This window comes from Salinivirga sp. (assembly GCF_055145285.1).
Genome location: NZ_JBSRDC010000074.1, coordinates 17,789 through 38,851 on the forward strand (window position 1 = coordinate 17,789; position 21,063 = coordinate 38,851).

The 21,063-nt window shown below is 38.9% G+C and carries 19 protein-coding genes; 5 read left to right on the top strand and 14 right to left on the bottom strand.

Features of this window, described 5'->3' with window-relative positions; all coding sequences use genetic code 11:
• Positions 1 to 5: 5 nt before the first annotated feature.
• The 14 genes from ACTB0Y_RS15815 to tgt all read right to left on the bottom strand — a co-directional run bounded on the left by ACTB0Y_RS15815 (position 6) and on the right by tgt (position 16,850).
• The gene (locus tag ACTB0Y_RS15815) at positions 6 to 3,080 is read right to left on the bottom strand and encodes a PAS domain S-box protein (RefSeq protein WP_463207804.1); all 3,075 of its coding nucleotides are present in this window, start codon (positions 3,078 to 3,080) and stop codon (positions 6 to 8) included.
• 352 nt (positions 3,081 to 3,432) lie between these two features.
• Positions 3,433 to 6,003: a PocR ligand-binding domain-containing protein gene (locus tag ACTB0Y_RS15820; RefSeq protein WP_463207805.1), complete on the bottom strand. Its 2,571-nt coding sequence runs from the start codon at positions 6,001 to 6,003 to the stop codon at positions 3,433 to 3,435.
• 9 nt (positions 6,004 to 6,012) lie between these two features.
• Positions 6,013 to 7,203, bottom strand: coding sequence for a sensor histidine kinase (locus ACTB0Y_RS15825; RefSeq protein ID WP_463207806.1), 1,191 nt, complete (start codon positions 7,201 to 7,203; stop codon positions 6,013 to 6,015).
• Positions 7,204 to 7,206: 3 nt separating this feature from the next.
• Positions 7,207 to 7,668 (bottom strand): hypothetical protein, encoded by a 462-nt coding sequence (locus ACTB0Y_RS15830; RefSeq protein WP_463207807.1) that lies wholly within the window; start codon positions 7,666 to 7,668, stop codon positions 7,207 to 7,209.
• Position 7,669: 1 nt separating this feature from the next.
• A complete protein-coding gene (locus tag ACTB0Y_RS15835; protein WP_463207808.1) occupies positions 7,670 to 8,317 on the bottom strand; it encodes a cobalamin B12-binding domain-containing protein in 648 nt (215 codons plus the stop codon).
• Positions 8,318 to 8,567: 250 nt separating this feature from the next.
• Positions 8,568 to 8,987: a DUF3795 domain-containing protein gene (locus ACTB0Y_RS15840; RefSeq protein ID WP_463207809.1), complete on the bottom strand. Its 420-nt coding sequence runs from the start codon at positions 8,985 to 8,987 to the stop codon at positions 8,568 to 8,570.
• Complete coding sequence (locus tag ACTB0Y_RS15845; RefSeq protein ID WP_463207810.1) at positions 8,972 to 9,451, bottom strand: VOC family protein; 480 nt, start codon at positions 9,449 to 9,451, stop codon at positions 8,972 to 8,974. Before ACTB0Y_RS15845 ends, ACTB0Y_RS15840 begins: the two co-directional genes overlap by 16 nt.
• Positions 9,452 to 9,691: 240 nt before the next feature.
• Positions 9,692 to 10,831, bottom strand: a complete 1,140-nt coding sequence (locus tag ACTB0Y_RS15850) for an SMP-30/gluconolactonase/LRE family protein (protein ID WP_463207811.1) — start codon at positions 10,829 to 10,831, stop codon at positions 9,692 to 9,694.
• A gap of 60 nt (positions 10,832 to 10,891) precedes the next feature.
• The gene (locus ACTB0Y_RS15855) at positions 10,892 to 11,746 is read right to left on the bottom strand and encodes an NAD(P)-dependent oxidoreductase (RefSeq protein ID WP_463207812.1); all 855 of its coding nucleotides are present in this window, start codon (positions 11,744 to 11,746) and stop codon (positions 10,892 to 10,894) included.
• A gap of 416 nt (positions 11,747 to 12,162) precedes the next feature.
• Positions 12,163 to 13,035, bottom strand: coding sequence for an NmrA family NAD(P)-binding protein (locus tag ACTB0Y_RS15860; protein ID WP_463207813.1), 873 nt, complete (start codon positions 13,033 to 13,035; stop codon positions 12,163 to 12,165).
• 5 nt (positions 13,036 to 13,040) lie between these two features.
• Positions 13,041 to 13,832 (bottom strand): hypothetical protein, encoded by a 792-nt coding sequence (locus tag ACTB0Y_RS15865; RefSeq protein WP_463207814.1) that lies wholly within the window; start codon positions 13,830 to 13,832, stop codon positions 13,041 to 13,043.
• Between the two features lie 24 nt (positions 13,833 to 13,856).
• The gene (locus tag ACTB0Y_RS15870) at positions 13,857 to 14,378 is read right to left on the bottom strand and encodes a hypothetical protein (RefSeq protein ID WP_463207815.1); all 522 of its coding nucleotides are present in this window, start codon (positions 14,376 to 14,378) and stop codon (positions 13,857 to 13,859) included.
• Positions 14,379 to 14,633: 255 nt separating this feature from the next.
• Positions 14,634 to 15,713 (bottom strand): LptF/LptG family permease, encoded by a 1,080-nt coding sequence (locus tag ACTB0Y_RS15875; protein WP_463207816.1) that lies wholly within the window; start codon positions 15,711 to 15,713, stop codon positions 14,634 to 14,636.
• Between the two features lie 3 nt (positions 15,714 to 15,716).
• Positions 15,717 to 16,850, bottom strand: a complete 1,134-nt coding sequence (gene tgt, locus ACTB0Y_RS15880) for a tRNA guanosine(34) transglycosylase Tgt (protein WP_463207817.1) — start codon at positions 16,848 to 16,850, stop codon at positions 15,717 to 15,719.
• Between the two features lie 276 nt (positions 16,851 to 17,126).
• Here tgt and ACTB0Y_RS15885 point away from each other — a divergent pair, with 276 nt between their 5' ends.
• From ACTB0Y_RS15885 to ACTB0Y_RS15905, 5 genes are all read left to right on the top strand, one after another.
• Positions 17,127 to 18,263, top strand: a complete 1,137-nt coding sequence (locus ACTB0Y_RS15885; protein WP_463207818.1) for a glycosyltransferase — start codon at positions 17,127 to 17,129, stop codon at positions 18,261 to 18,263.
• Positions 18,260 to 18,883, top strand: a complete 624-nt coding sequence (locus ACTB0Y_RS15890) for an RNA polymerase sigma factor (protein ID WP_463207819.1) — start codon at positions 18,260 to 18,262, stop codon at positions 18,881 to 18,883. The genes ACTB0Y_RS15885 and ACTB0Y_RS15890 overlap by 4 nt, the downstream gene beginning before the upstream one ends.
• A 3-nt stretch (positions 18,884 to 18,886) precedes the next feature.
• Positions 18,887 to 19,510, top strand: coding sequence for a 16S rRNA (guanine(527)-N(7))-methyltransferase RsmG (rsmG, locus tag ACTB0Y_RS15895; RefSeq protein WP_463207820.1), 624 nt, complete (start codon positions 18,887 to 18,889; stop codon positions 19,508 to 19,510).
• 66 nt (positions 19,511 to 19,576) lie between these two features.
• Positions 19,577 to 20,290: a YdcF family protein gene (locus ACTB0Y_RS15900; protein ID WP_463207821.1), complete on the top strand. Its 714-nt coding sequence runs from the start codon at positions 19,577 to 19,579 to the stop codon at positions 20,288 to 20,290.
• 80 nt (positions 20,291 to 20,370) lie between these two features.
• Positions 20,371 to 20,757, top strand: a complete 387-nt coding sequence (locus ACTB0Y_RS15905; protein WP_463207822.1) for a DUF2784 family protein — start codon at positions 20,371 to 20,373, stop codon at positions 20,755 to 20,757.
• Positions 20,758 to 21,063 lie beyond the last annotated feature (306 nt).

A 21,063-nucleotide genomic window follows, 5' to 3' on the forward strand; every position in this document is an offset into this window, starting at 1 on the left:
TCATTTTAATCGGTTGCTTCCAACTTTCGCGGCAATGTAAATTTAAAATCACTTCCCTTGCCGACTTCACTTTCTGCCCAAATTTCTCCTCCGTGTTTGTTGATAAATTCTTTGCACAGCAATAAGCCAAATCCGGTACCATGCTCGTCGTTTGTTCCGGGTTTAGATTTTATTTTGCCTACTTTAAACAAGGAATCGAGTGTTTCCTGCTTCATACCGGTTCCGGTATCGGATATTTCAACTTGAACAAAATTCTGGCTTTTACTTGCCGAAACATTGATCTTTCCCCTTTCGGGTGTAAATTTAATGGCATTGCTCAATAGGTTACGAATTACGGTTTTAATCATTTCGCTATCTGCTACGGCGTTAATTTCTTCAGCCATGTCTATTTCTATGGTTATTTGTTTGGCGTCTGCCGAATCGTTCAGTAGCATAAATGTTTCGTAAACCAGGAAATATAAATTCGTAGTTTCCGGATTAAACGGAATTTTATCTCGCTGAATACTTGACCACTCAAGCAGGTTATTTAACAGATTATATGTTTGTCTCGATGTTTTATATATTGTTTCTATATGTTCTTTGATTTTTTCTCTGTCGTATTGGTCAAATTTTTTGATCAGTATATCTGAAAACCCCAATAATGTCGTAAAAGGGCTTCTAAGGTCATGCCCTAAAATGGAAATAAACTGGTCTTTGGTGGCATTGGCTTCTTCGAGTTTTTTGGAATATTGATGTAGTTTGTTTTCTTGCTCTTTTAGTTTTGTAATATTTAATACAATACCTTCTGAAACCAGAGGTTTTCCGCTTTTATCAAAAGTGGTTTTGCATTTTTCCTGCACGTACTTTATTTTGCCGCTTTTCATCAACAAGCGGTGCGTAATATCGTAAGGCTTTTGGGTTTGCAGTGAATGGGTATAAGCCTCATTAACCATTTCGCGGTCGTCGGGGTGGATAAACTCAAGAAAACCTTCATAAGTGGCTTTAAATTCTTGCGGCTGACAATCGAATATCCGGTAAATTTCGTCTGACCAATACAGTTTATCATTTATAATATCTAATTTCCAATTGCCCAATTGAGCGTTGTGCTGTGCTTGTTTCAAACGTTCTTCGCTTTCTTCTGCTTTTTCTTTGGCATTTCTTATCTCGGTAATATCTGCGAATGTAACAACAACTTGAGCTAATTCGTTTTTATCGTTGAATTGTGGAATAGAATTAATATTAATCCACGAATAAACATTTTTTTCAGGAATAAAAACGCCCATAATTGAGTTCCTTACAGGTTTTTTAGTTTTTATTGTGATCCTTGCCGGATGTGTTTCGCCCGGATACGCTGTTCCGTCTTCGTGTATTGATTTCCAACGCGGGTCGAGTGAAGTTTTCCCGTAAAGTTGGTCTAAACTAAGCCCGAGAATTCTTGCTGCTGCTTCGTTTGCTCGAATAATTTCACCTGATGGTTTATGATACACAACGCCCTGTACCATATTTTCAAACAAAAATCGTAAATTTTCTTCGCTTTTTTCGGTTGTTTCTTTGGCTGCAAAGAGTTCCAGATTTGCTTGATTAAGTTCTTGGTTCTGTGCAGCTATTTTTTCATTCTTATTCTTAAGTAAGCGTTCGGATTGTTTATGTTCGGTGACGTCAGTGGTTACTGTGGCAAAGTGTTTCTTTTCCGGGCTTATCACTGAAATAGAGAAGTGTTTATCCATGGGCTGAAAATAGGTCTCATAATGGTACGGTTCACCGGTAAGTGCTACCTCCGAGTATTTGCTGAGATAAGGAGGCTCCTCAGTACCGTATACTTCGGTGGACAACCTACCTACGGCGGCATTTCGTGATATACCCGTGATTTTTGTAAAGGCTTCGTTACAGTCAGTGATACGGTAATTGACTGGTTTACCATCCCTGTCAAACACCAACTCGTGCATTACCACCATTTCTGACATTGAGGCGAAGAGGGTTCTTAGTTTGTTTTGGCTCTTGCGCAAGGCTTCTTCTGCTATTTTGGGTTCGGTAATGTCATTAAATGTAACAACAATGTGATTCGGTATGTATTGAGCATATATTTCACAAATTTTTATGGACCCGTCTTTACAGGTAATGTGGTATTCGCCTGTATTAATTGCGGTATCTGATTTCCGGGCAGTTTTTAGATAGGGTTTCCAGCGTTCAATAACCTGCTTTCTGTATTCCGGGTCGGGGTATGCAAGCTCGTACCATTCGGATACTGTTGCAGGTGAATGTCCAAACATTTTTACTGCATTTTGACTCCAATATTGTACTTTTTCATGCCTTAAATCAGCAATAGTCATGGGGAACGGGCTTTCGTTAACAATTAAACTGAGCTTTTTCTGGCTTTCTAAAAGTGCTTGCCCGGTTTGTTTGCGTGAAACAATTTCGCCAATAAGCTGTGCAATTGACTTTAGCCGTTTTTTGGCAATTTCAATAATAAAATCGGGACGGGGATTGTATGCTTTAGCTTTTTGTTTGAGTGTATTAAAATCAATTCTATATTTTTCAGCTATTTCTTTCAGGCTTTCATTGTCTGTTGGCGGATTTCCATAACCAGTATTTATGGCTCCAATTACTTCACTGCCTACAAAAATGGGTTCTGCAAAAAGCCTGATTCCGCCCGGACAGTCAATATCGGTACTTTTTTTTGCAATAATTGCTACTTTTGCCGAATTGTTCCAGCAATCATCGTGGCAAAGCCACTTGCCACAGTTCAAAGCAATTTTATTATCGTTGGTCTGGCACAGTTTTCTCGATGAAGCATCCAATAGCCGGCACCAGGCCGAATCAAATTCGCCGTAGGCATAATCGCCGTTTTTTTCGTATATAGCCACCGAAGTATCCAGCAAATCCATCAGTTCGGAAGTAAGATTTTTCAGGGTTTCTTTGCCTACTAAATCCAGAATGGTTCTATCGGTATTCAACTCGGTTACGTCGCCGTAATAAGGGGTATATGGTTCTTTACTCCCGATATTTTCCTTGTCGTGAAGCCATTGTGTTTTGGCTAATTGGGCTTCGAGTTCTGCTACTTTTTTTGATAATTCTTCGTTTGTAGGGCTATTTTTATGCATATCGCTGATCTTTATAATCTTAACTATATAAAATAGATAATCTCCCGGTATTATTCAATCATTGCGCTTTTTTATATTTATTGAGTCCGGTCTAAAAATGTTTAAAAACGTCATTATGGTCTGCTGGCTGGCGAATCGTAATGAACGTCGCTGATTGAGCTGTATAAAAGGCCAAACCCACAGCGATGGCTTCCCTTTGAACTAAACCATCGCCTGCCTGTGCACGGTGCGCATCGCTGATTTACTGTACCGGTAAGTCGCGGTACGCGTAATTGAATGGTTTGTAATAGCATTCTTCCTTTTATTCCATTTTGCAGACAACCTCACGCTGCGACTATTGGGCAATATCTTTTTAATCAGTTGTTTCCAACTTCCGCGGCACTGTAAATTTAAAATCGCTGCCTTTCCCGATTTCACTTTCTGCCCAAATTTCTTCTCCGTGTTTGTCGATAAATTCTTTGCATAACAATAAGCCAAATCCGGTACCTTGCTCGTCTTCTGTTCCGGGCATTGAAATGGTTTTGCCTACTTTAAACAACGAATTGAGCGTTTCGCTGTCCATGCCGATACCGGTATCGGATATTTCAATTTGAACGAAATTTTGATTTTGGCTTGCCGAAATATTGATTGTACCGTCTTCGGGGGTAAATTTTATGGCATTGCTCAACAGGTTGCGAATTACGGTTTTTATCATTTCGATATCTACATTGGCTTCAATATCCTCAACCACATCTAGTTCTATGTTTATTTGTTTGGCTTTTGCCGATTCGTGTAGGAGCTTATATGATTCGTAAACCAGGGAATATAAATTGGTTGTTTGCGGATTAAACGGAATTTTATTTCGCTGACTTCTTGACCACTCCAGTAGGTTTTCTAGAAGATTAAACGTTTGTCTGGATGTCTTACGTATTGTTTTTACAAATAGCTTAATTTTTTCTATGTCGTATTCCTCAATATTTTCTATAAGCAAATTAGTTAGACCTATTAATGAGTTAAAAGGACTTCTGAGATCGTGTCCCAAGATGGAAACAAACTGGTCTTTGGTGGCATTGGCTTCTTCGAGTTTTAATTCTGCCTGCTTTATTTGTAAAATTAAACCTGCCTGTTTCACAAATGCTTCTATGAATTCAGCATTGGTTATTTTTGTTTTATTATACGTAAAGAGGTGAAAATTTGCCAGCAAGTTTTTGCCTCTTAAAATTCCGATGGAATATATTTTATGTATTCCTAATATTTTTTCGATAGTATTAGCTGCCAATGAAGGAAACTGACCTTTCGAAAAATCTGTTAATCCTTTTTTAAACTCAACCAGCTTTCCGGTTTTGTAGAACTCTCTATAATCAGGCATAAGTTTGAATTCTTTTCCAACCGGATTAAATGGCATCACGTTTAATAGTTTTTTAAAAAGTTGATTGTTTATTCCGTAAAAATTCTCAAAAATTGCTTTTTCATTTTCGTTATCAATAGTCTGAAACAATATTATCGTATCGGGCAAAATTTCGCTGAGCTTTGAAGATATGTAATGGTAAATGCTGTTTAGGTCTTTCAGGTTAAATGCTTCATTTACCATGGTATTGAGAAAATGCAGGTTTGCTTCGCTTTGTTTCAGAGCTTGCTCAGCTTTTTTGCGTTCCGTTACGTCATTAAATGTAACTACAATGTTATCTGGTATATATTGAACAAATATTTCACAAATTTTGATTGAGCCCTCTTTGCAGGTAATATGGTATTCGCCTGTATTTATTGCAGTATCAGACTCCCGGGCAGTTTTTAGAAAGGGTTTCCAGCGTTCAATAGCCTGTTTTCTGTATTCCGGATCGGGGTAAGCAAGCTCGTACCATTCGGATACTGTTGCCGGTGAATGCCCAAACATTTTTACTGCATTTTGGCTCCAATATTGAATTTTTTCATTATTAATATCTGCAACAGCAATGGGGAAAGGGCTTTCGTTAACAATTAAGCTGAGCTTTTCTTCGCTTTGTTTAAGTGCTTCTTCTGCTTGTTTACGTTCGGTTATATCCCTTGTATTAAAAAGAATTTCAATTGGTTTCGCATTTTCGTCAAAAATAAAAGTGCCAAATGTTTCAAACCACAAATACGAACCATCAGCACATAAATTTCTATAGGTTGATTTCGCTTTATCTGTTCTATTTTCAATGAAAGATATAAAATCTGATTGCACGCTGGGTAGATCATCAGGATGAACAAAATCCATTACGTTTTTCTCAATCAACCAATCGGTATCATAACCTAATATCTTATGAGATGCACCTGCATATTTATAATTACCTTGCAAGTCGGTTACCGCAACCAGATCGAGCATATTATCTGAAATTGATTTTAATTTTCTTTCGCTTGCTTCGGCTTTCTCTTTGGCAGTATTCAGTTGGGTCGTTTGTTCTAAACTTTTCAGGTTTTTTAAACCTGTCTTACCTATTGTTTCGGTCAGTTTAACTAAAAACTCTGCATTTTTTTTGATTTGCGCTTCGCTAAATACAGGAACGCTTTCAAGCGCGCTTAGATATTTTTTTTCATCAAAACCAAATTGTTTGGCTTGCTGCCTGAAATATTCTATATCGGGTTTCTTAGAAAAAACTTGCCCCGTAAAAAAATTGCCTACATGTTCGTTTTCAATCATAATAGGAATTGCCACGTCAATTAGTCCGTTTTTACATTGATAGACATTGTATTTTTCACCTTTTTTTAATTTACCGGCAAGAATAGTATCGCTCTCATTACATCTTTTTCTTGTTTTCGGGTTCATACGGTGAAATTGTGTACAGATTGGCTGCCAACCTGTTGCAATTAGAACATTTCCGTCTAAATCAAGAATTGCCGTAACTGTACCGGTTATTCCGGAAAAACTTTCACATAAAGATTTTAATTCATCTACATCAATTATTTGTGATAATGTATAGTTCATTTTTCTTCTTTAGTTGAATGTTTTATCAATCCTATTCTCACCATCCACCGGCAACGTAAACTTAAAATTACTGCCCTTGCCTACTTCACTTTCTACCCAAATTTCGCCATTGTGTTTTTCGATAAATTCTTTGCAAAGCAACAAGCCAAAACCGGTTCCATGCTCGCCGTTTGTTCCGGGACGAGATTCGATTTTGCCTACTTTAAACAAGGAATCGAGTGTTTTCTGCTTCATGCCGGTTCCGGTATCGGATATTTCAATTTGAACGAAATTTTGGCTTTTACTTGCCGAAACATTGATTGTGCCGCCTTCGGGTGTAAATTTTATGGCATTGCTCAACAGGTTGCGAATTACGGTTTTTATCATTTCGCTGTCTACATTGGCTTCAATATCTTCAGCCACATCAAGTTCTATGGTTATTTGTTTGGCTACTGCCGATTCGTTCAAAAGCATATATGTTTCGTAAATCAGGGGGTAAATACTTGTTGTTTGCGAATTGAGTGTTGTTTTATCCCCCTTAATTCTTGACCATTCCAATAGGTTATTTAACAGATTATATGTTTGTTTCGATGTTTTGTATATTGTTTCAATATGCGCTTTCAATGTTTCTCTATCGTATTGGTCAAATTTTTTGACGAGCAAATCTGAAAAACCCAACAATGTGGTAAACGGGTTTTTAAGGTCGTGCCCTAAAATGGAAATAAACTGGTCTTTGGTGGTATTGACTTCCTGTAATTCTTTATTCGTCTGGTTTAGTTGTTGTAAAGTGGTTTCAAGCTTGTGCTTTTCTTTTAACAGCTCCCTCTGAAGATTATTTACTTCACGATTTAGTTGATGCATTGTTACATTTTGTTCAGTAAGTTGCGCTGCATTTACACCCCCCACAATCAGTAACTGATTTTCTTTCCTGTAAACCTGCGCCCAAATTGAAGTATTGACAGAATAATAATCGCCAAGGGTCATAAAACCTTCAAAAATCAGTGTTTCTGATGCGTTTTTCAACAACAGTTTATCAAATGTCGGGTTAATAAAGCTATCGGCCGGCTCATCATTGAAAAGAGCAGACATGGAATTGTTTGCAAAAATCAACTTTTTGTCAGTAGAAAACAAGGCTATACAAAATGACTCATTTTTTATTATAGCAGAATTAATTTCGTCTGTCCAGGCAGATATTATAAATGATATATCTTTCTTTTGCATAATTTAGTGTAAAGAATTGGGGGCTTCAAGTTCTTCGTCAGATACTTTTACAAATAACGGGATGTTTACCTGCATCCATTCATAATAGGGATAAACCTGGGCAAAGCACTCCGGTGTCAAAACGTCTTTAATTACCGTAATCCAGGTATTTAATTGTGCAGCCCAGTAATTGGTTGTAAATCCGTGGCTGCGGTATGCTCTGAATACCCACAAAATGGTTTCGACCAAAACATCGGGATTGTGGTTTTTTAATATCGAGCCGATAAACCGCACATGATTGGCGTGGTTGTCTTTCATCATTTCGATATTATTATCACCCACAAGACTTTGTAAGTCCGGTCTGTTAATCATTGCGGCGTTCATCGTTGTTGTCAATTGTTCTGCTTTTTGAATGTACTCGTTTGCAGCTTCGGGATTGACCTGCTTTAATTGCCGGGCAGAATCTAAAAGTGTTTTTTTATCCATATTAATTTAGTTTTTTTATATACGCATCTGTACTGTGTAGGTCGGGTTGATAGGTTACATTTTCATACTTTGATATAACGTCCAGGCCGCCATGACGAAATGCTTGTCCGCCAACTAAAATAGGGAGATTTGGCAATTCCTTTCTTATCTTTTGTATCATGCCCTCAAGAATGGGTAAATGAAAGTAAATACTTAGAGAGATGGCAAGTATATCTGGCTTAATGCTTGCGACAAAAGCAATCAGGTCTTTTGTTGGCGTATTGGCGCCAAGAAAATGGGCGTTCCAGCCATTCATCTCAAAAATATCGCTAATCATTTTTCCTCCAACCTGGTGAAATTCATTTTCGACACATGCAATAACAACCGTTTTGTTGCTCTTTTCTTTTAGAATTATTTTTGAATATAGTTCATTTAAAAGGGCCTCGACTATTGCAGAGGCTAAATGTTCCGTAGCTACACTAATTTTATTGTTTTCCCATAGTTCGCCGATGTCGTAAAGTGCTTTTTTGATGATATTCTCATACAGTTCATTTATTGAGTAATTTTCATCCATATATTGCTGCGCATATTCAGAGCATTGTAAACGGTTGCCTGAAATCAATAGATTTAAAAACTCCTTATGTCTTTCTATTTGTAGGTTATCACTCATAATTTGTCGTTAATATAGGCAAATATCAGTTTATTTGCTTGAAAAAGGTTAATATTATTCGTATAACGTTTTTGAGCTTATATCATATGCGCAATAAATTTCCTAGTTGTAAGTTACGCATATCGTCGCTAAATGTTCTAACCGGGAGGAATAATATGTAGTGGATAGCGATTATGCTCCGGGTTTACCCTAAGGGATTGTGCCGATTTATAATTAGGGGGGTTCGAAAGACTTGATAATTAGCAGGCGGCTATTTTCTTAATGCTGTTTTACAGTTCAAACAAAAATCTCGATGTACCGATATCCCTGAGCCACAGACATCACAAGTCCATCGTTTTTGCTCATTTTTGAGGAATCTATCTAATCCATTCTCTCTAATGAAATTGAGATTATCTATCATGCTCATTCTGTATTTTGTCCGATAACGTTTATCAAGATGTTTTAATCTTGAACAGGGAAATTTATCGCAATCGTAACAAAATCCCGATTCTGTTTTTGTCAATAATTCACAATTTACTATGGCACAACTTCTACAAGTATTGGGTTTGTTCGCATCATCTTTTTTAAAGCATCCTCCACAAGGATTCTTTTCCCGTAAATATGCAATGCACAGTCCACAGTTCATTCCACAAGCAGCAATTAGTCCCATGTATCTCAATTCTCCTGACATATCTCATTTACCATTTGTACTGGAACAGATGTTTTTTTCGATACTTCCTCTGCACTCATCCCTTGATTGCGAAAACGTTTTACAAAACAAGAAATCGTTTCTCCAATTTCAACTAAATTGTTATCTGGGTCATAAAAACGAATTGTTTGTTGTCCCCATAATTCTTCGGTCTCTTTATGCAAGTATTTCAATTTGTGTTTTTCTATATTTTCAACAACTAATTCAAAATCATCGGTCTCAAAACAAATTTCCAGATTTTTGTTACCTGATTTATCAAAGGTCCGTCCAAGATACTTTGCGACTGGGTACTCTTCTTTCAGTTTCCACAATGACAGTCCGTTTTTGAAACCGATACAGTTACCAAAATCAAATTCAATTTTCTGTTGAAGAATGTTTTGATAGAATGATTTCATCTGTTCAAATTCTTCCGTCATGATTACTGTTGAATGAAATTTTATTTCCATGGTTTGTCCCTTCTTGCTTTTCTGTTAAATGCACGGTAAATAGTGTTTCACCCCTTGCTTAAGCAAAGTAATACATATTTGTAACAAATTCAAATTTAGGCAACTGCTTAAATAATTTATGAAAGGTAATGAAAGGATAAAACAATGCCGAATGGTTATCGCGCCGATTGCAACCGGGCCTGCTGTTAAGCAGCAAGCTCACTGAAGGTAAATCGGCGCGAGTTGATTTCAAATGATTCTTTACTCCAATTCTATAACAGCTAAATTATACGCTCCGTCCACCTTTGTATTCACAGACAAACCTTCAGAGGCCCAGGCCATATCCATATTTACAATAATCAGTTGATTACCCCGCAAAATTACCTCAGCCGGCTGATCCAGTCCGCCGTTGGCCCCTGTTACATCACCATTTTTTTGAAGTGTGTTAACTGTTCCTTCTTTATCAATAGAATGGACAGCGTTATTGAGGAAATCAGCTACGAAAAACAATTCTCGCTCTTTATCAAAGATAAGTCCGTCCGGAGCTTTCAGGTTTGGGTTTTCTGCAAAAAGCTCAGTTTTTACAGCCTTATTATTGTCATCCATAGTCGATTTATAGATGACTCCCTTTTCAATAACGGTGGTGTAAAGGAAACCATCATCATCAAAAGTAACGCCGTCAGCACCAAAGCCCATAGTATTGTCTGAGGAAAAAGAAACCACCAGGTGATTATCAAACTTTTCACCCTGATAAGGTGATAACTCCACAGGTTTATCGCCCGACAGCTCTTCCAGCGTAAAAGCATATACTCCGCTGGCCAGGCTATCTTCAGTTGAGGCCATTACCGATTCCGTTACAAAGAGGGTGCTGTCTTCCCAGAATACGCCGTTTGAGGCAATAAAGCCGGTAACCACCACATCCATGTCCACAGCCTTGCCATCCTCAACATTTATGCGTACCAGCCGCGACTTATGATCTCTGCTATGGAAGACCTGCATGTCGGCCACATAAAGGTTTCCATCCGGTCCGAAGGCCGCATCCATTGGACCCATCTTTCCTGTTTCGGGGTGAAAATCCGCTTCTTTAAAATCATACCAATGCTCTATGCTATTATTTTCATCGATGCGGGCCATAAAGGGAGAAGAGGGTTTGTCAATCATACCCTTTTCCAGAAGATGCTGATTGTTGAAGTTAGGCACGGAAAGTATCAGATCTCCGTTTGGTGCCATAGCAAGTCCATCGGGGGTATTGTAGCCTTTGGGCAAATCAATGAAAAGCTTAGACTGGTATTCTTTGCTTTCCTTTAGTCCTTCGTCAGTGGCAGCTTTTTTGTCTTTTTTGCCTGCACAACCGGCAAAAAGTATGAGCAACACCGGCAATAATAAGATAAATTTTTTCATGTCAATATATTTTTTGATTTGAATTATTCCATCTCCTCAACTGAAATAGCAAAGGAAAATTTATTTCGAAAGCTGTTTAATAATGGCCATTACATCTTCTTCTCCCAAACCCGGAGTGGCTTTATCAAAGGTTTCGAGAGCAACCTGTCCAAGTTTTGAATCCATTTGCTGATCACGGGCAAGTTTAAGGTCTTTGGCCATATGTTTAAGCGCGAAAGCCGAAGGAAATTCGTTGTTAAGAATGGATTTGCTTTTTGCCTTCACATAAGGACTGCCCAGTCCTCCGGTGCCAATAATTTCCAGGATATCTTCTTTCTTTATACCCATTTTGCCGGCAAATGCAACCATCTCTGCCAGTCCCTGTGTTGTAATGGCCAGAAACAAATTCACGGCAAGTTTGGCTTTATTTCCGGCTCCGCTTTCGCCCACATTAAAAACAGCCTTGCCCAGTTTTTCAAGAACAGGCTTTACCTCATCAAACAATTTTGCAGGGGCGCCGGCCATAATCACCAGTGATGCCTCTGAGGCCTGTTTGACACTGCCGGAAACGGGCGCATCCATGTACTTTTGTCCACCTTTCTCACAAAGCTTGCTCATTTCCAGGCTGACTTCGGGCGACACCGTACTCATATTAACAATGATTTTCCCGGTAGCCGTGGCATCCAGAAGACCTTGTTTTGCTTTAAATACTTCCCGGACTGCATCATCATCTGAAACCATGATAAAAACCAGATCCGTAGATTCTATTAATTCAGAAGGCGTTTCGGCCGACCTGGCTCCCTGCTTGAGGAGTTCCTGTTCTTTCGCCTTAGTTCTATTATATACTGAAACCTCGTAGCCGGCTTTAATAAGATTTTGAGTCATTAGAGCTCCCATGGCTCCCAAACCAATCCATCCGATTTTAGGTGTATCCATAATTTTTTGATTTTTAATCCGAATAATGCATGAATTACTCCAGTCTCCGCCCCCGATAAAAAAACGGGGGCAGCCTCTGAACTATACTCCTAACAAATATAATTTATGAATAGTTCAGGTTTGGGACACTACGTCCTTGAAATCCCGACTCATAGTTATTTTGATTTATCTGTTTGTCGTGTCTATGGTGGACATACTGCCCACAACTATGCGGCTAACTTCAATAAGTTGAATAACGCTTCCATATATCCATCTACCGTATGGTGTGTATCTGCATGTTTTATGTGCGGTTATTTCTATTTTTGTAAACGTTTACAAAAACGATTATTGCTCTTTTTCAAATTTAACAATGGTTGTTGGGGATTCCTATTTTTTTTGCAACAAAAACCCTTGTAAGGCCACCTAAACAACCTTTTTCAACTCATGAACCTTGATTTTTCGCGCGCTGCAAATTCCTTTAAAGTAGTAGGTTTTTTATGGGTGAGCTGTTCGTAAAAATCCGATATATGTGGTGCGGACTGAAATCGTGGTAAAAAATGCAGCATAATCATTACGAGTACCTTGCCCCTTTTCATACCTTCGCGTCGTTTCATGCGGTAAAAACGCAATGGGTTCACGTTTTTATACGTTACCGGAACATTGGCTGTTTCGGCAATTATGCGGCTTACGGTGTAGAAATTTTCATTTTCATAACCCGTAATTTCATAGGCCTTGTTTTTATATCTGGCAAACTTATGCAGCAGCATGGCTGAAGCCTCGCTGATGTTTTCCACATCAATCCAGTTAAATTTGGCTTTCCCGGCCGGTAATACAATTTGTTGCTTTTGCTTAATGTCGTGAAGCAGCGTGGTGGTTAAATTCTGCATAAAATAGCCGGGACGCAAAAAAATGTAATCGAATCCAAACGTTTTTATGCTTTGTTCAATTTTGTGGTGTGGTATCACTTTGCTTTTCTCAGCGCCTTGCACAGAAAGGAACACCACCTCGGTTACATGCTGTTGTTGCATGGCTGCAAAAAAAGGCCTAAAATATTTTTCGATATTTGAAATATGGGGCGGCCGCAACAAAAACACGCGGTCAATGTGCGCCAGGGCCTGGGGAAAAGTATCTGGCTGTTCAAAATCCAGATGCACAAATTCCAGTTCCGCAAAATTTTTGAATACCTGCCGTGCTTTTTCCACATCTCTTACCCCTGCCACAATGCGTACAGGGGCTTGCAAACGGTTTAAAAAACGTATTACTTCAAACCCCACATTGCCGGTGGCTCCGGTAACTAAAATTCGCTCCATACCTATTAATTTGGGCCGGTTATTTTTTCAATAATCCGGTTTATTTCTATGCTGAGTAGTTCCAGCTCAGCCGTGTATGCGTCTGTATCTGCCACAAGGGTTTTAATGATAACTTTATTGTGGCGCATACGCAAATCGCAGTATTCCATCAGTAGTTTATTCTGCACCAACAGCTCCTCCGGCAGTTTATCAATGGTATTGAGTTCTGCTACAATCTTTTTGTTTTCTTTCCAGAGTTCAACGCCGGTTCTGAATTCTCTGATCAAATAGTCCGCAGATGCCGTTTCCAACTTATTATAGACTTCAAGCGCCTCGCTTTCATGTGCTGTAAACCTGTTCATGCCTTGCTGGTATTGCGCCACATCGTAATCGGCCTGTTGTGTAGCTAAATCGCCTGCAAAAAAGGCAGCACCTGCAATACCAACAATCAAAATGCCCATAAAGATGGCACCAACACCGGCAGCTCTCCAACCCGAATAAAACTGTCCACCATCAATTTTATGAAACTTTAAAGTCTCACCCTGTAATTGCTCTACAATAAAATAAATTATTATTGTGTACACAGCAGGTATTACTGTATTGGGTATTTTATCGACAACGGCCTCCGGTAATGCAAAGATGCCGGCGAAAATGAGCAGTGTTGCAATAATCCCGATAAAAAAGGGTTTTTGTGCATTTTCCCGATTTCCGAGCTGCTCATAATTCTTTTTTATCAAATACCCGGCTGCCACAGGCCCGCCAAAAAAGGTAGCTACTGTTATAGCATTTTGCGAATAAAGTTTTTTTGATTCTTCCATAAAACAAGTTTGTATCTGGTTCTATTAATCGTACTTTGGAAGCAGCATATCGGAGGTACTCATATACTCAAAAGGATTTTTTTCGCTCCATCCGATATAATCCAGGGTCACCTTTTCGGCACTGTTTACATAAAACCGGAATTCAAATATTAAATAATTGCCTTCAAAATACCCCATATAAGTATGCCTGAAATATCGATCGCTGCCCCTCAAAAGACCCTGCTCTATCAGGTCATATCCATCCAGATCGCCATACACACCCTGTGGCGGTTTTATGCTGATTAATTGAAATTTGTTCAAATAATCGTTGCGTTCCGAAATTTTCTTGGATTCATCCCAGGCTCTGCCCAAATGCTCTATGATAAAATCGGCGTTTGCTTCATGTTGTTTATCTTCTAAACGCTGGAAAAATTCAGAAGCCATCTTTTTTGCCGCTTTCAGATATTCCAGTTTAGGTACCTTATTCAGGTCCATGTTTTGAGCACTCGTGATGCCCATATTAAAAACCATGGTCAATAGCAGTAAAAATGTTGTTGTGTTTTTCATGATCGATTATTTAAAATTTACAATTTTGCAGTCGTAAAATATTTACCTTCTAACCTACAGAAGCCATCTGGCGTAATTTACTTTTCAAATATAGCAAAGATTAAAAAAAAATTATTTTAAATTGTAATAAAACTGAAAGCTTATGGGTGCTCCGGGTTTCAGGGTGAAGAATTAAAAACCACAATCAACAGGAGACAGAAATTTTCACATCGTTTGTTGCTTGTGCAATAAAAACATACACCCAGGATAGCGTTTTTACCGGGCGGCCCGTTTAAACAGCAACAGGGCAATCAGAGAATATATGATGTTGGGTAACCATACAGCTAATCCAGGGTTCATGGTTGCATTTATCGCAAATACTGTTGTTATTTGCTGGAACATTATGTAAGTAAAAGTAAGTGCAATACCTAACCCAATATTGAGTCCAATCCCGCCCCTGGTTTTGCGCGATGCCAGTGCCATGCCAATTATAGCCAGTATAAAAGTAGAAAAAGGAAATGCAAACCGTTTGTGCCTTTCTATCTCGTAAGAAACTATATCTCCTGACCCGCGCATCTTTTGCTTAGCAATAAAATCATTGAGTTCATGAATATTCATGGCCTGCACTATTTTGGTGCGTTGCCTGAAATCATCGGGGGTCATATTCAATGTAGTATCGAGGCTTGTTCCCCGTTCAATTGTTTCGCCCATTGAATCGATTTTGCGGACGCGATAGTTCACAATATTCCATTTATTTTTGGTCGTATCCCATTTAATATAATCACTCATAAGCTTCTCTTTCAGGTCACCATTTTCATAGCGTTCTATGGAGAACTTATGGCCAATATCATGGCGTGTGTTATACGATGAAAAATAAATAATTAATCCTGGAGCAATTTGTCGGTGTATGTTGCGATTTTTATTGACAAAGCGCGAATCGACATATTTCTCTTCGAACTCAAGTCTTTTCTGATTGGCGGGGGGAATAATCCAGTTGAGCAACACAAAAGAGAAAATGGCCAGAATAAGGGCACTTATCAGATATGGCCGGGCAAAACGCGCATAACTCACACCACTGGAAAGTATGGCGATAACTTCACTGTGACTGGCCATTTTTGAAGTGAAAAAAATTACCGCAATAAAAGTGAACAGCGCACTGAACATATTCACAAAGTAAGGAATGAAGTTCAAATAGTAACTGAACACGATCTCATTCCAGGGGGCATTACTTTCTATAAAATTATCAATTTTTTCTGACAGATCGAAAACTATCACAATAAGAATAATAAGCCCTATGGCATAAAAAAATGTGCCCAGGAATTTTTTAATGATATATCGATCGAGCCTTGTTATCATTGTTTAGATTCGTTGTGCTACTTTTTCTACAATCTCACGCTTCCAACTGGCAAAGTTGCCGGCTATAATTTCTTCACGGGCAGTTCTTACCAACCAAAGATAAAATGCAAGGTTGTGTATGCTTGCAATTTGCGGACCGAGTAATTCTCTTGAAATAAAAAGATGCCTCAGATAAGCTTTTGAATAGTATTGGTCTACCCATGATGTGCCCTGTGCATCTACCGGTGAAAAATCATTCTCCCACTTCTTGTTTTTAATGTTGATAATACCCTCCGATGTAAAGAGCATTCCGTTACGACCGTTGCGGGTGGGCATTACACAATCGAACATATCCACACCACGGTCAATGGCTTCCAGAATATTTGCGGGTGTACCAACACCCATCAAATAGCGGGGTTTGTCGGCAGGCAACACTTCGTTGGTCACTTCTATCATTTCGTACATAACCTCGGTTGGTTCACCTACGGAGAGTCCGCCTATTGCATTGCCTTCAGCACCAAGGTCTGTGGCAAACTGTGCTGCACTGCGGCGCAAATCGGGGTAACCGGCTCCCTGCACTATCGGAAACCAGGCCTGATGTTTCCCATAAAGCGATTCTGTAGCTTTATAGTGTGCATGCCCGCGCTTGAGCCAGTTTTGAGTTAGCTGTAACGATTTGTGAGCATACTGATAATCAGCATCGCCGGGAGGGCATTCGTCCAGCGCCATCATAATGTCGGAGCCTATTAAGCGCTGGGTATCTACCACATTCTCCGGAGAAAAGAAATGTTTTCCTCCGTCAATATGGGAGCGAAAAGTAACGCCTTCTTCGCTCAGTTTACGGTTGTCGGCAAGGGAAAAAACCTGAAAGCCTCCGCTATCAGTCAATATGGGACGATGCCAGTTCATAAACCGATGCAAGCCTCCCGCCTGATTAATGATTTCACCGCCGGGGCGCAAAAACAGGTGATAGGTATTGCCCAAAATTATCTGGGCCTTAATATCATCCGTCAGCACAGGTCCAAGCACGCCTTTCACTGTACCAACTGTACCAACAGGCATAAAAATTGGGGTTTCGATTTCTCCTCGGTCAGTGCGTATTACACCGGCGCGGGCTTTCCCGCTTACATCTGTCGATAATAAATTAAAGCTTAGCATGGGCATTTACAATAGAAACAGCAAAAATAAGCAAATAAACAAGGATAGAAAAGAATTTTCAAGTTATAGCATCACCAAAATTCAAGATGCAGCGACAAGATTTAGTCGGAATGAGTAAATTTTGCTCGTAAAAGCACAGACAATGAAAACGCTAATGCTCAATATGGTTGTAAATGATAAAAAGCCGTAAAACGAGATATTTTAATTATTGCCCGCAAAAATTATTGTTTTCTAAAGCTATTGTTCTTAAAATTGCGGTAAATTGCAATATAAATTTTGGAACAAATTTTCCACATAGACCAATATAATCTTCCGTTGTTTTTTTTAGTGGTAGCCGCTACAATACTTCTGGCCAAACTTTTAAACGATCTCATTCTATTATTTGCCCTACCCGGCAGAAGAGGTTTCATTAAAAAACCCAAAGCATCGGTGCCTGTTTCAATAGTTATTTGTGCCCGCAACGAAGCTGAAAATCTGAAACGTTTTATTCCGCTCATTTGCGAACAGGATTACGAGAACTACGAAGTGGTTGTGGTAAATGACGCATCCACAGACAATACGCCCCGGGTAGTCAGGGATCTGGCCAGCCGCTATGAAAACTTCAGATATACGGAAATACCCAGGGATCCAAAATTTGAACATGGTAAAAAACTTGCCCTTACTATTGGTATTAAGGCCAGTAAATACGACAACCTACTGCTAACTGATGCAGACTGCTGGCCCGAAACCGACCAATGGCTGGCAGGAATGGCGGATAAATTGCAGCAGAAAAAAATTGTACTTGGTTATGGTGGTTACGAGCAGGAAAGGGGTTTAAACAACCGCCTCATCCGTTTCGACACCATGCTGATAGCACGAAATTATATGAGCCTGGCCAGATTAGGAGCTCCTTACATGGGTGTGGGACGAAACCTGGCTTACCACAAGTCCATTTATGAGGAAGCCGGAGGGTTTTCAAAACATTACCACCTGCAATCAGGCGATGATGACCTGCTAATTAATCAGATGGCTCGTAAATCAAACACTATTGTTAACTTAAACCCGAATCATTTTACACGTTCCATTGCTGAGAAAAATTTTAAATTATTTTATCGGCAAAAGAAACGTCATTTGACTACCGGCTCAAAATATCGTTTTTTTCAAAAACTTTATCTCCTATTTGATGGTTTATCAAGAATGCTTATGCTCCCTCTTTTGGTTTTAATTAATATTTTTACAGCAGGTTTTGAACCATATATATACGGAGCTGCCGGTCTTTTTGTAATTTTGCAATTTGTAATTTGGAAAATTATTATGAACAAATTCAGGGAGAAAGGTTTTTTACTTTTAATACCTTTTTTCGAATTTTTTGTTAGTATTTTGCCATTAGTAATTTTAACAAGGAGTTTTATCAATAGAAAGCGGTCACGATGAATATTAATAACGAGTTTTCGCCCAAAGCAAAAGAGGATTTGTTGCTTGTACACAGAGCACAAAAAGGGGACGAACTTGCCTTTGCTGAACTCATGAAACGCTATCGCGATTCCATTTACTATTTATTGTTAAAAATGGTCAACAATGCAGTAGATGCTGAAGACCTCACCATTGAAGCGTTTGGCAAAGCCTTCAAAAATATTGACCGCTATAGTCCAAGCTACGCTTTCAGTACCTGGCTATTCAAAATTGCGAGTAATAACTGTATCGACTTTCTGCGAAAAAATAAAGGAAGAGAATACGCCTTTCAGGCAAACTCTGAAGATGTATCGCAAACAGGCAGTGAAGATGAGTACTCAGCCCATGTGCAACTTGAATCGAGCAGTCCCAAACCGGATGAGCTCATGATGACCGAAGAAAAGGCTACAGCTTTGCGCAAAGTAGTCAAGGAGCTGAAGCCCCGGTATAAAAAACTTGTTGAACTACGCTACTTCAAAGAATACTCGTACGAAGAAATATCCCAGGAGCTGGGAATTCCGCTTGGAACAGTCAAAGCACAACTTTTCAGGGCAAGAGAGCTCTTGTTCAATATCTTAAAAAACAAACATAAAAACCTCTGATTAATGGATGAAATCCTGCAATTTTTCCCTAAACTTAACGATACTCAAAAAGCTCAATTTGAGCAACTTTACGAGTTATATGCCGAATGGAATGCCAAAATAAACGTTATTTCCCGCAAAGATATTGAACACCTCTACACACACCATGTACTCCACTCACTCGCTATATACAAATTTCTGCAGTTCAACCCCGGATCGAAAATTTTGGATGTGGGCACAGGTGGAGGATTCCCCGGAATACCACTTGCCATTATGCAACCCGATTGTAATTTCACGCTGGTAGATTCTATCGGTAAAAAAGTTAAAGTTACCAAAGCTGTTGCCGAAGCCCTCAATCTAAAAAATGTAAAAGCCATACAAGCCAGAGCAGAGAAGGTAAAAGACCGGTTCGACTTTATTGTTTCGCGTGCTGTAATGCCACTGCCAAAATTCACAAAGCTGACCATGAAAAAGCTGAAAAAGGAACAAATGAATGCCCTTCCAAATGGCATTATTTATTTAAAAGGTGGTGATTTTGAGGAAGAGCTAAAAGAACTGGATTTTGCACATGTGGATGTGTTCGATATTGCAGATTATTTCGACCTGCCATACTTTGAAACCAAAAAAATTGTCTATATCACCAATTAAATGAGCTTCTTCATCACCAAACTCATCGGTTTTGTGACCTCCCCCCTTGTATGGATCATTTTAAGCATGATCATCACATTCATTTTATGGATTTTACGCTCTGGCGCAACCAAAACGTGGTTCATTATAACCCTAACCATCAGCCTTGTAACCACAAATCCTTTACTTGTAAATACTGTATTTCATTATTGGGAAAAACCCACAGAACAGTTTCAAATAAAACACTCAGACAAACAGTACGATTATGCCATTGTACTGAGCGGAATGGTTTCATGGGATTCAAAACACGGACAATATAATTTTGCACAAAGCAGCGACCGGATTATGGAAACGGCAAGACTTTATAAACAAAACAAAGTAGATAAAATCATTGTCACCGGTGGTAATGCCTCCATTTATTATGAACAACCGGCTGAAGCTGCACTTCTATCAAAATTTCTGAATGAAATGGGCGTGCCTGACAGTTGCATTATTGCGGAAACTAAAGCAAGAAATACGCATGAACACGCACTATTTTTAGCAAATCTGCCTGCACTTAAACAAAATAATAAATCACAAATACTATTAATAACTTCAGCATACCACATGCCACGTGCGGCTGCATGTTTCCGTAACCAGGGAGTACAATTTACGGCCCATCCGGTAGACTTCTATGCCCCTGTTATTAAAACCGACTTTCACTCCATCTTCGTACCCTCCATCATTGCCCTGGAGAAATGGAACATCCTGCTCCATGAATGGATCGGTTACCTGTATTACAATCTGATGGGATATCTTTAATGATTGCGTGCAGAAGAATTAAAAACCGAGACACATAATCCAGAGAATTAAATATCTTTGAATTATTAAGCCCCTTACCTATGGCTACTTGGTTTTGGCATACAGCAGATATTTTCTTTGTGATATTGCACACCGGTTTAATTCTATTTAATGTTTTTGGGTGGCTTTGGAGTAAAACCAGACGGTTAAACCTCATATTACTTTTACTCACAGGTGCTTCGTGGTCTCTTCTGGGGCTTTTTTACGGCATGGGATATTGTCCACTTACTGACTGGCACTTCCTTGTACTTGAAAAAGTTGGCGAAACAAATTTGCCTAATTCATACATTCTTTATCTCTACAACAGGCTTACAGGCTTGTATATGAATCCTGCAACGGTTGATAAGATCACCTTATTCGTTTATTTTACAGCATTGTGCTTATCGTTCTATTTCAATTTTGTTCGAAAATCAAAAAAAAATCAATAATTAAGTGTAAAATATTCGAATTAAGCAGAACCAACAATTTCATTAAAGTGTATTTTTTTTTGAAAGGCAAAAAAATCACAAATCCACACAATGCTTCCATCTTCTAAAAATGCTTTAACCTCATCTACCACCCAATATTTTAAAAAATAATACTTCTCACCTATGAAATATTAATTAATTATTAACCCAACTTGAAAACACAAACGCATAAATAACTTCCATTGAGTGCATTATGATTTTGTTTTTTACAATTGGGGGACTACTTTTGTTTTTCTAACATATGGGCGGTGTTTAAAATTATGGCTG

Excerpts from the sequence above, each read along its gene's own strand:
- ACTB0Y_RS15815 (WP_463207804.1), bottom strand. The coding sequence starts at position 3,080 with ATGCATAAAAATAGCCCTACAAACGAAGAATTATCAAAAAAAGTAGCA.
- ACTB0Y_RS15820 (WP_463207805.1), bottom strand. The coding sequence starts at position 6,003 with ATGAACTATACATTATCACAAATAATTGATGTAGATGAATTAAAATCT.
- ACTB0Y_RS15825 (WP_463207806.1), bottom strand. The coding sequence starts at position 7,203 with ATGCAAAAGAAAGATATATCATTTATAATATCTGCCTGGACAGACGAA.
- ACTB0Y_RS15830 (WP_463207807.1), bottom strand. The coding sequence starts at position 7,668 with ATGGATAAAAAAACACTTTTAGATTCTGCCCGGCAATTAAAGCAGGTC.
- ACTB0Y_RS15835 (WP_463207808.1), bottom strand. The coding sequence starts at position 8,317 with ATGAGTGATAACCTACAAATAGAAAGACATAAGGAGTTTTTAAATCTA.
- ACTB0Y_RS15840 (WP_463207809.1), bottom strand. The coding sequence starts at position 8,987 with ATGTCAGGAGAATTGAGATACATGGGACTAATTGCTGCTTGTGGAATG.
- ACTB0Y_RS15845 (WP_463207810.1), bottom strand. The coding sequence starts at position 9,451 with ATGGAAATAAAATTTCATTCAACAGTAATCATGACGGAAGAATTTGAA.
- ACTB0Y_RS15850 (WP_463207811.1), bottom strand. The coding sequence starts at position 10,831 with ATGAAAAAATTTATCTTATTATTGCCGGTGTTGCTCATACTTTTTGCC.
- ACTB0Y_RS15855 (WP_463207812.1), bottom strand. The coding sequence starts at position 11,746 with ATGGATACACCTAAAATCGGATGGATTGGTTTGGGAGCCATGGGAGCT.
- ACTB0Y_RS15860 (WP_463207813.1), bottom strand. The coding sequence starts at position 13,035 with ATGGAGCGAATTTTAGTTACCGGAGCCACCGGCAATGTGGGGTTTGAA.
- ACTB0Y_RS15865 (WP_463207814.1), bottom strand. The coding sequence starts at position 13,832 with ATGGAAGAATCAAAAAAACTTTATTCGCAAAATGCTATAACAGTAGCT.
- ACTB0Y_RS15870 (WP_463207815.1), bottom strand. The coding sequence starts at position 14,378 with ATGAAAAACACAACAACATTTTTACTGCTATTGACCATGGTTTTTAAT.
- ACTB0Y_RS15875 (WP_463207816.1), bottom strand. The coding sequence starts at position 15,713 with ATGATAACAAGGCTCGATCGATATATCATTAAAAAATTCCTGGGCACA.
- tgt (WP_463207817.1), bottom strand. The coding sequence starts at position 16,850 with ATGCTAAGCTTTAATTTATTATCGACAGATGTAAGCGGGAAAGCCCGC.
- ACTB0Y_RS15890 (WP_463207819.1), top strand. The coding sequence starts at position 18,260 with ATGAATATTAATAACGAGTTTTCGCCCAAAGCAAAAGAGGATTTGTTG.
- rsmG (WP_463207820.1), top strand. The coding sequence starts at position 18,887 with ATGGATGAAATCCTGCAATTTTTCCCTAAACTTAACGATACTCAAAAA.
- ACTB0Y_RS15900 (WP_463207821.1), top strand. The coding sequence starts at position 19,577 with ATGATCATCACATTCATTTTATGGATTTTACGCTCTGGCGCAACCAAA.
- ACTB0Y_RS15905 (WP_463207822.1), top strand. The coding sequence starts at position 20,371 with ATGGCTACTTGGTTTTGGCATACAGCAGATATTTTCTTTGTGATATTG.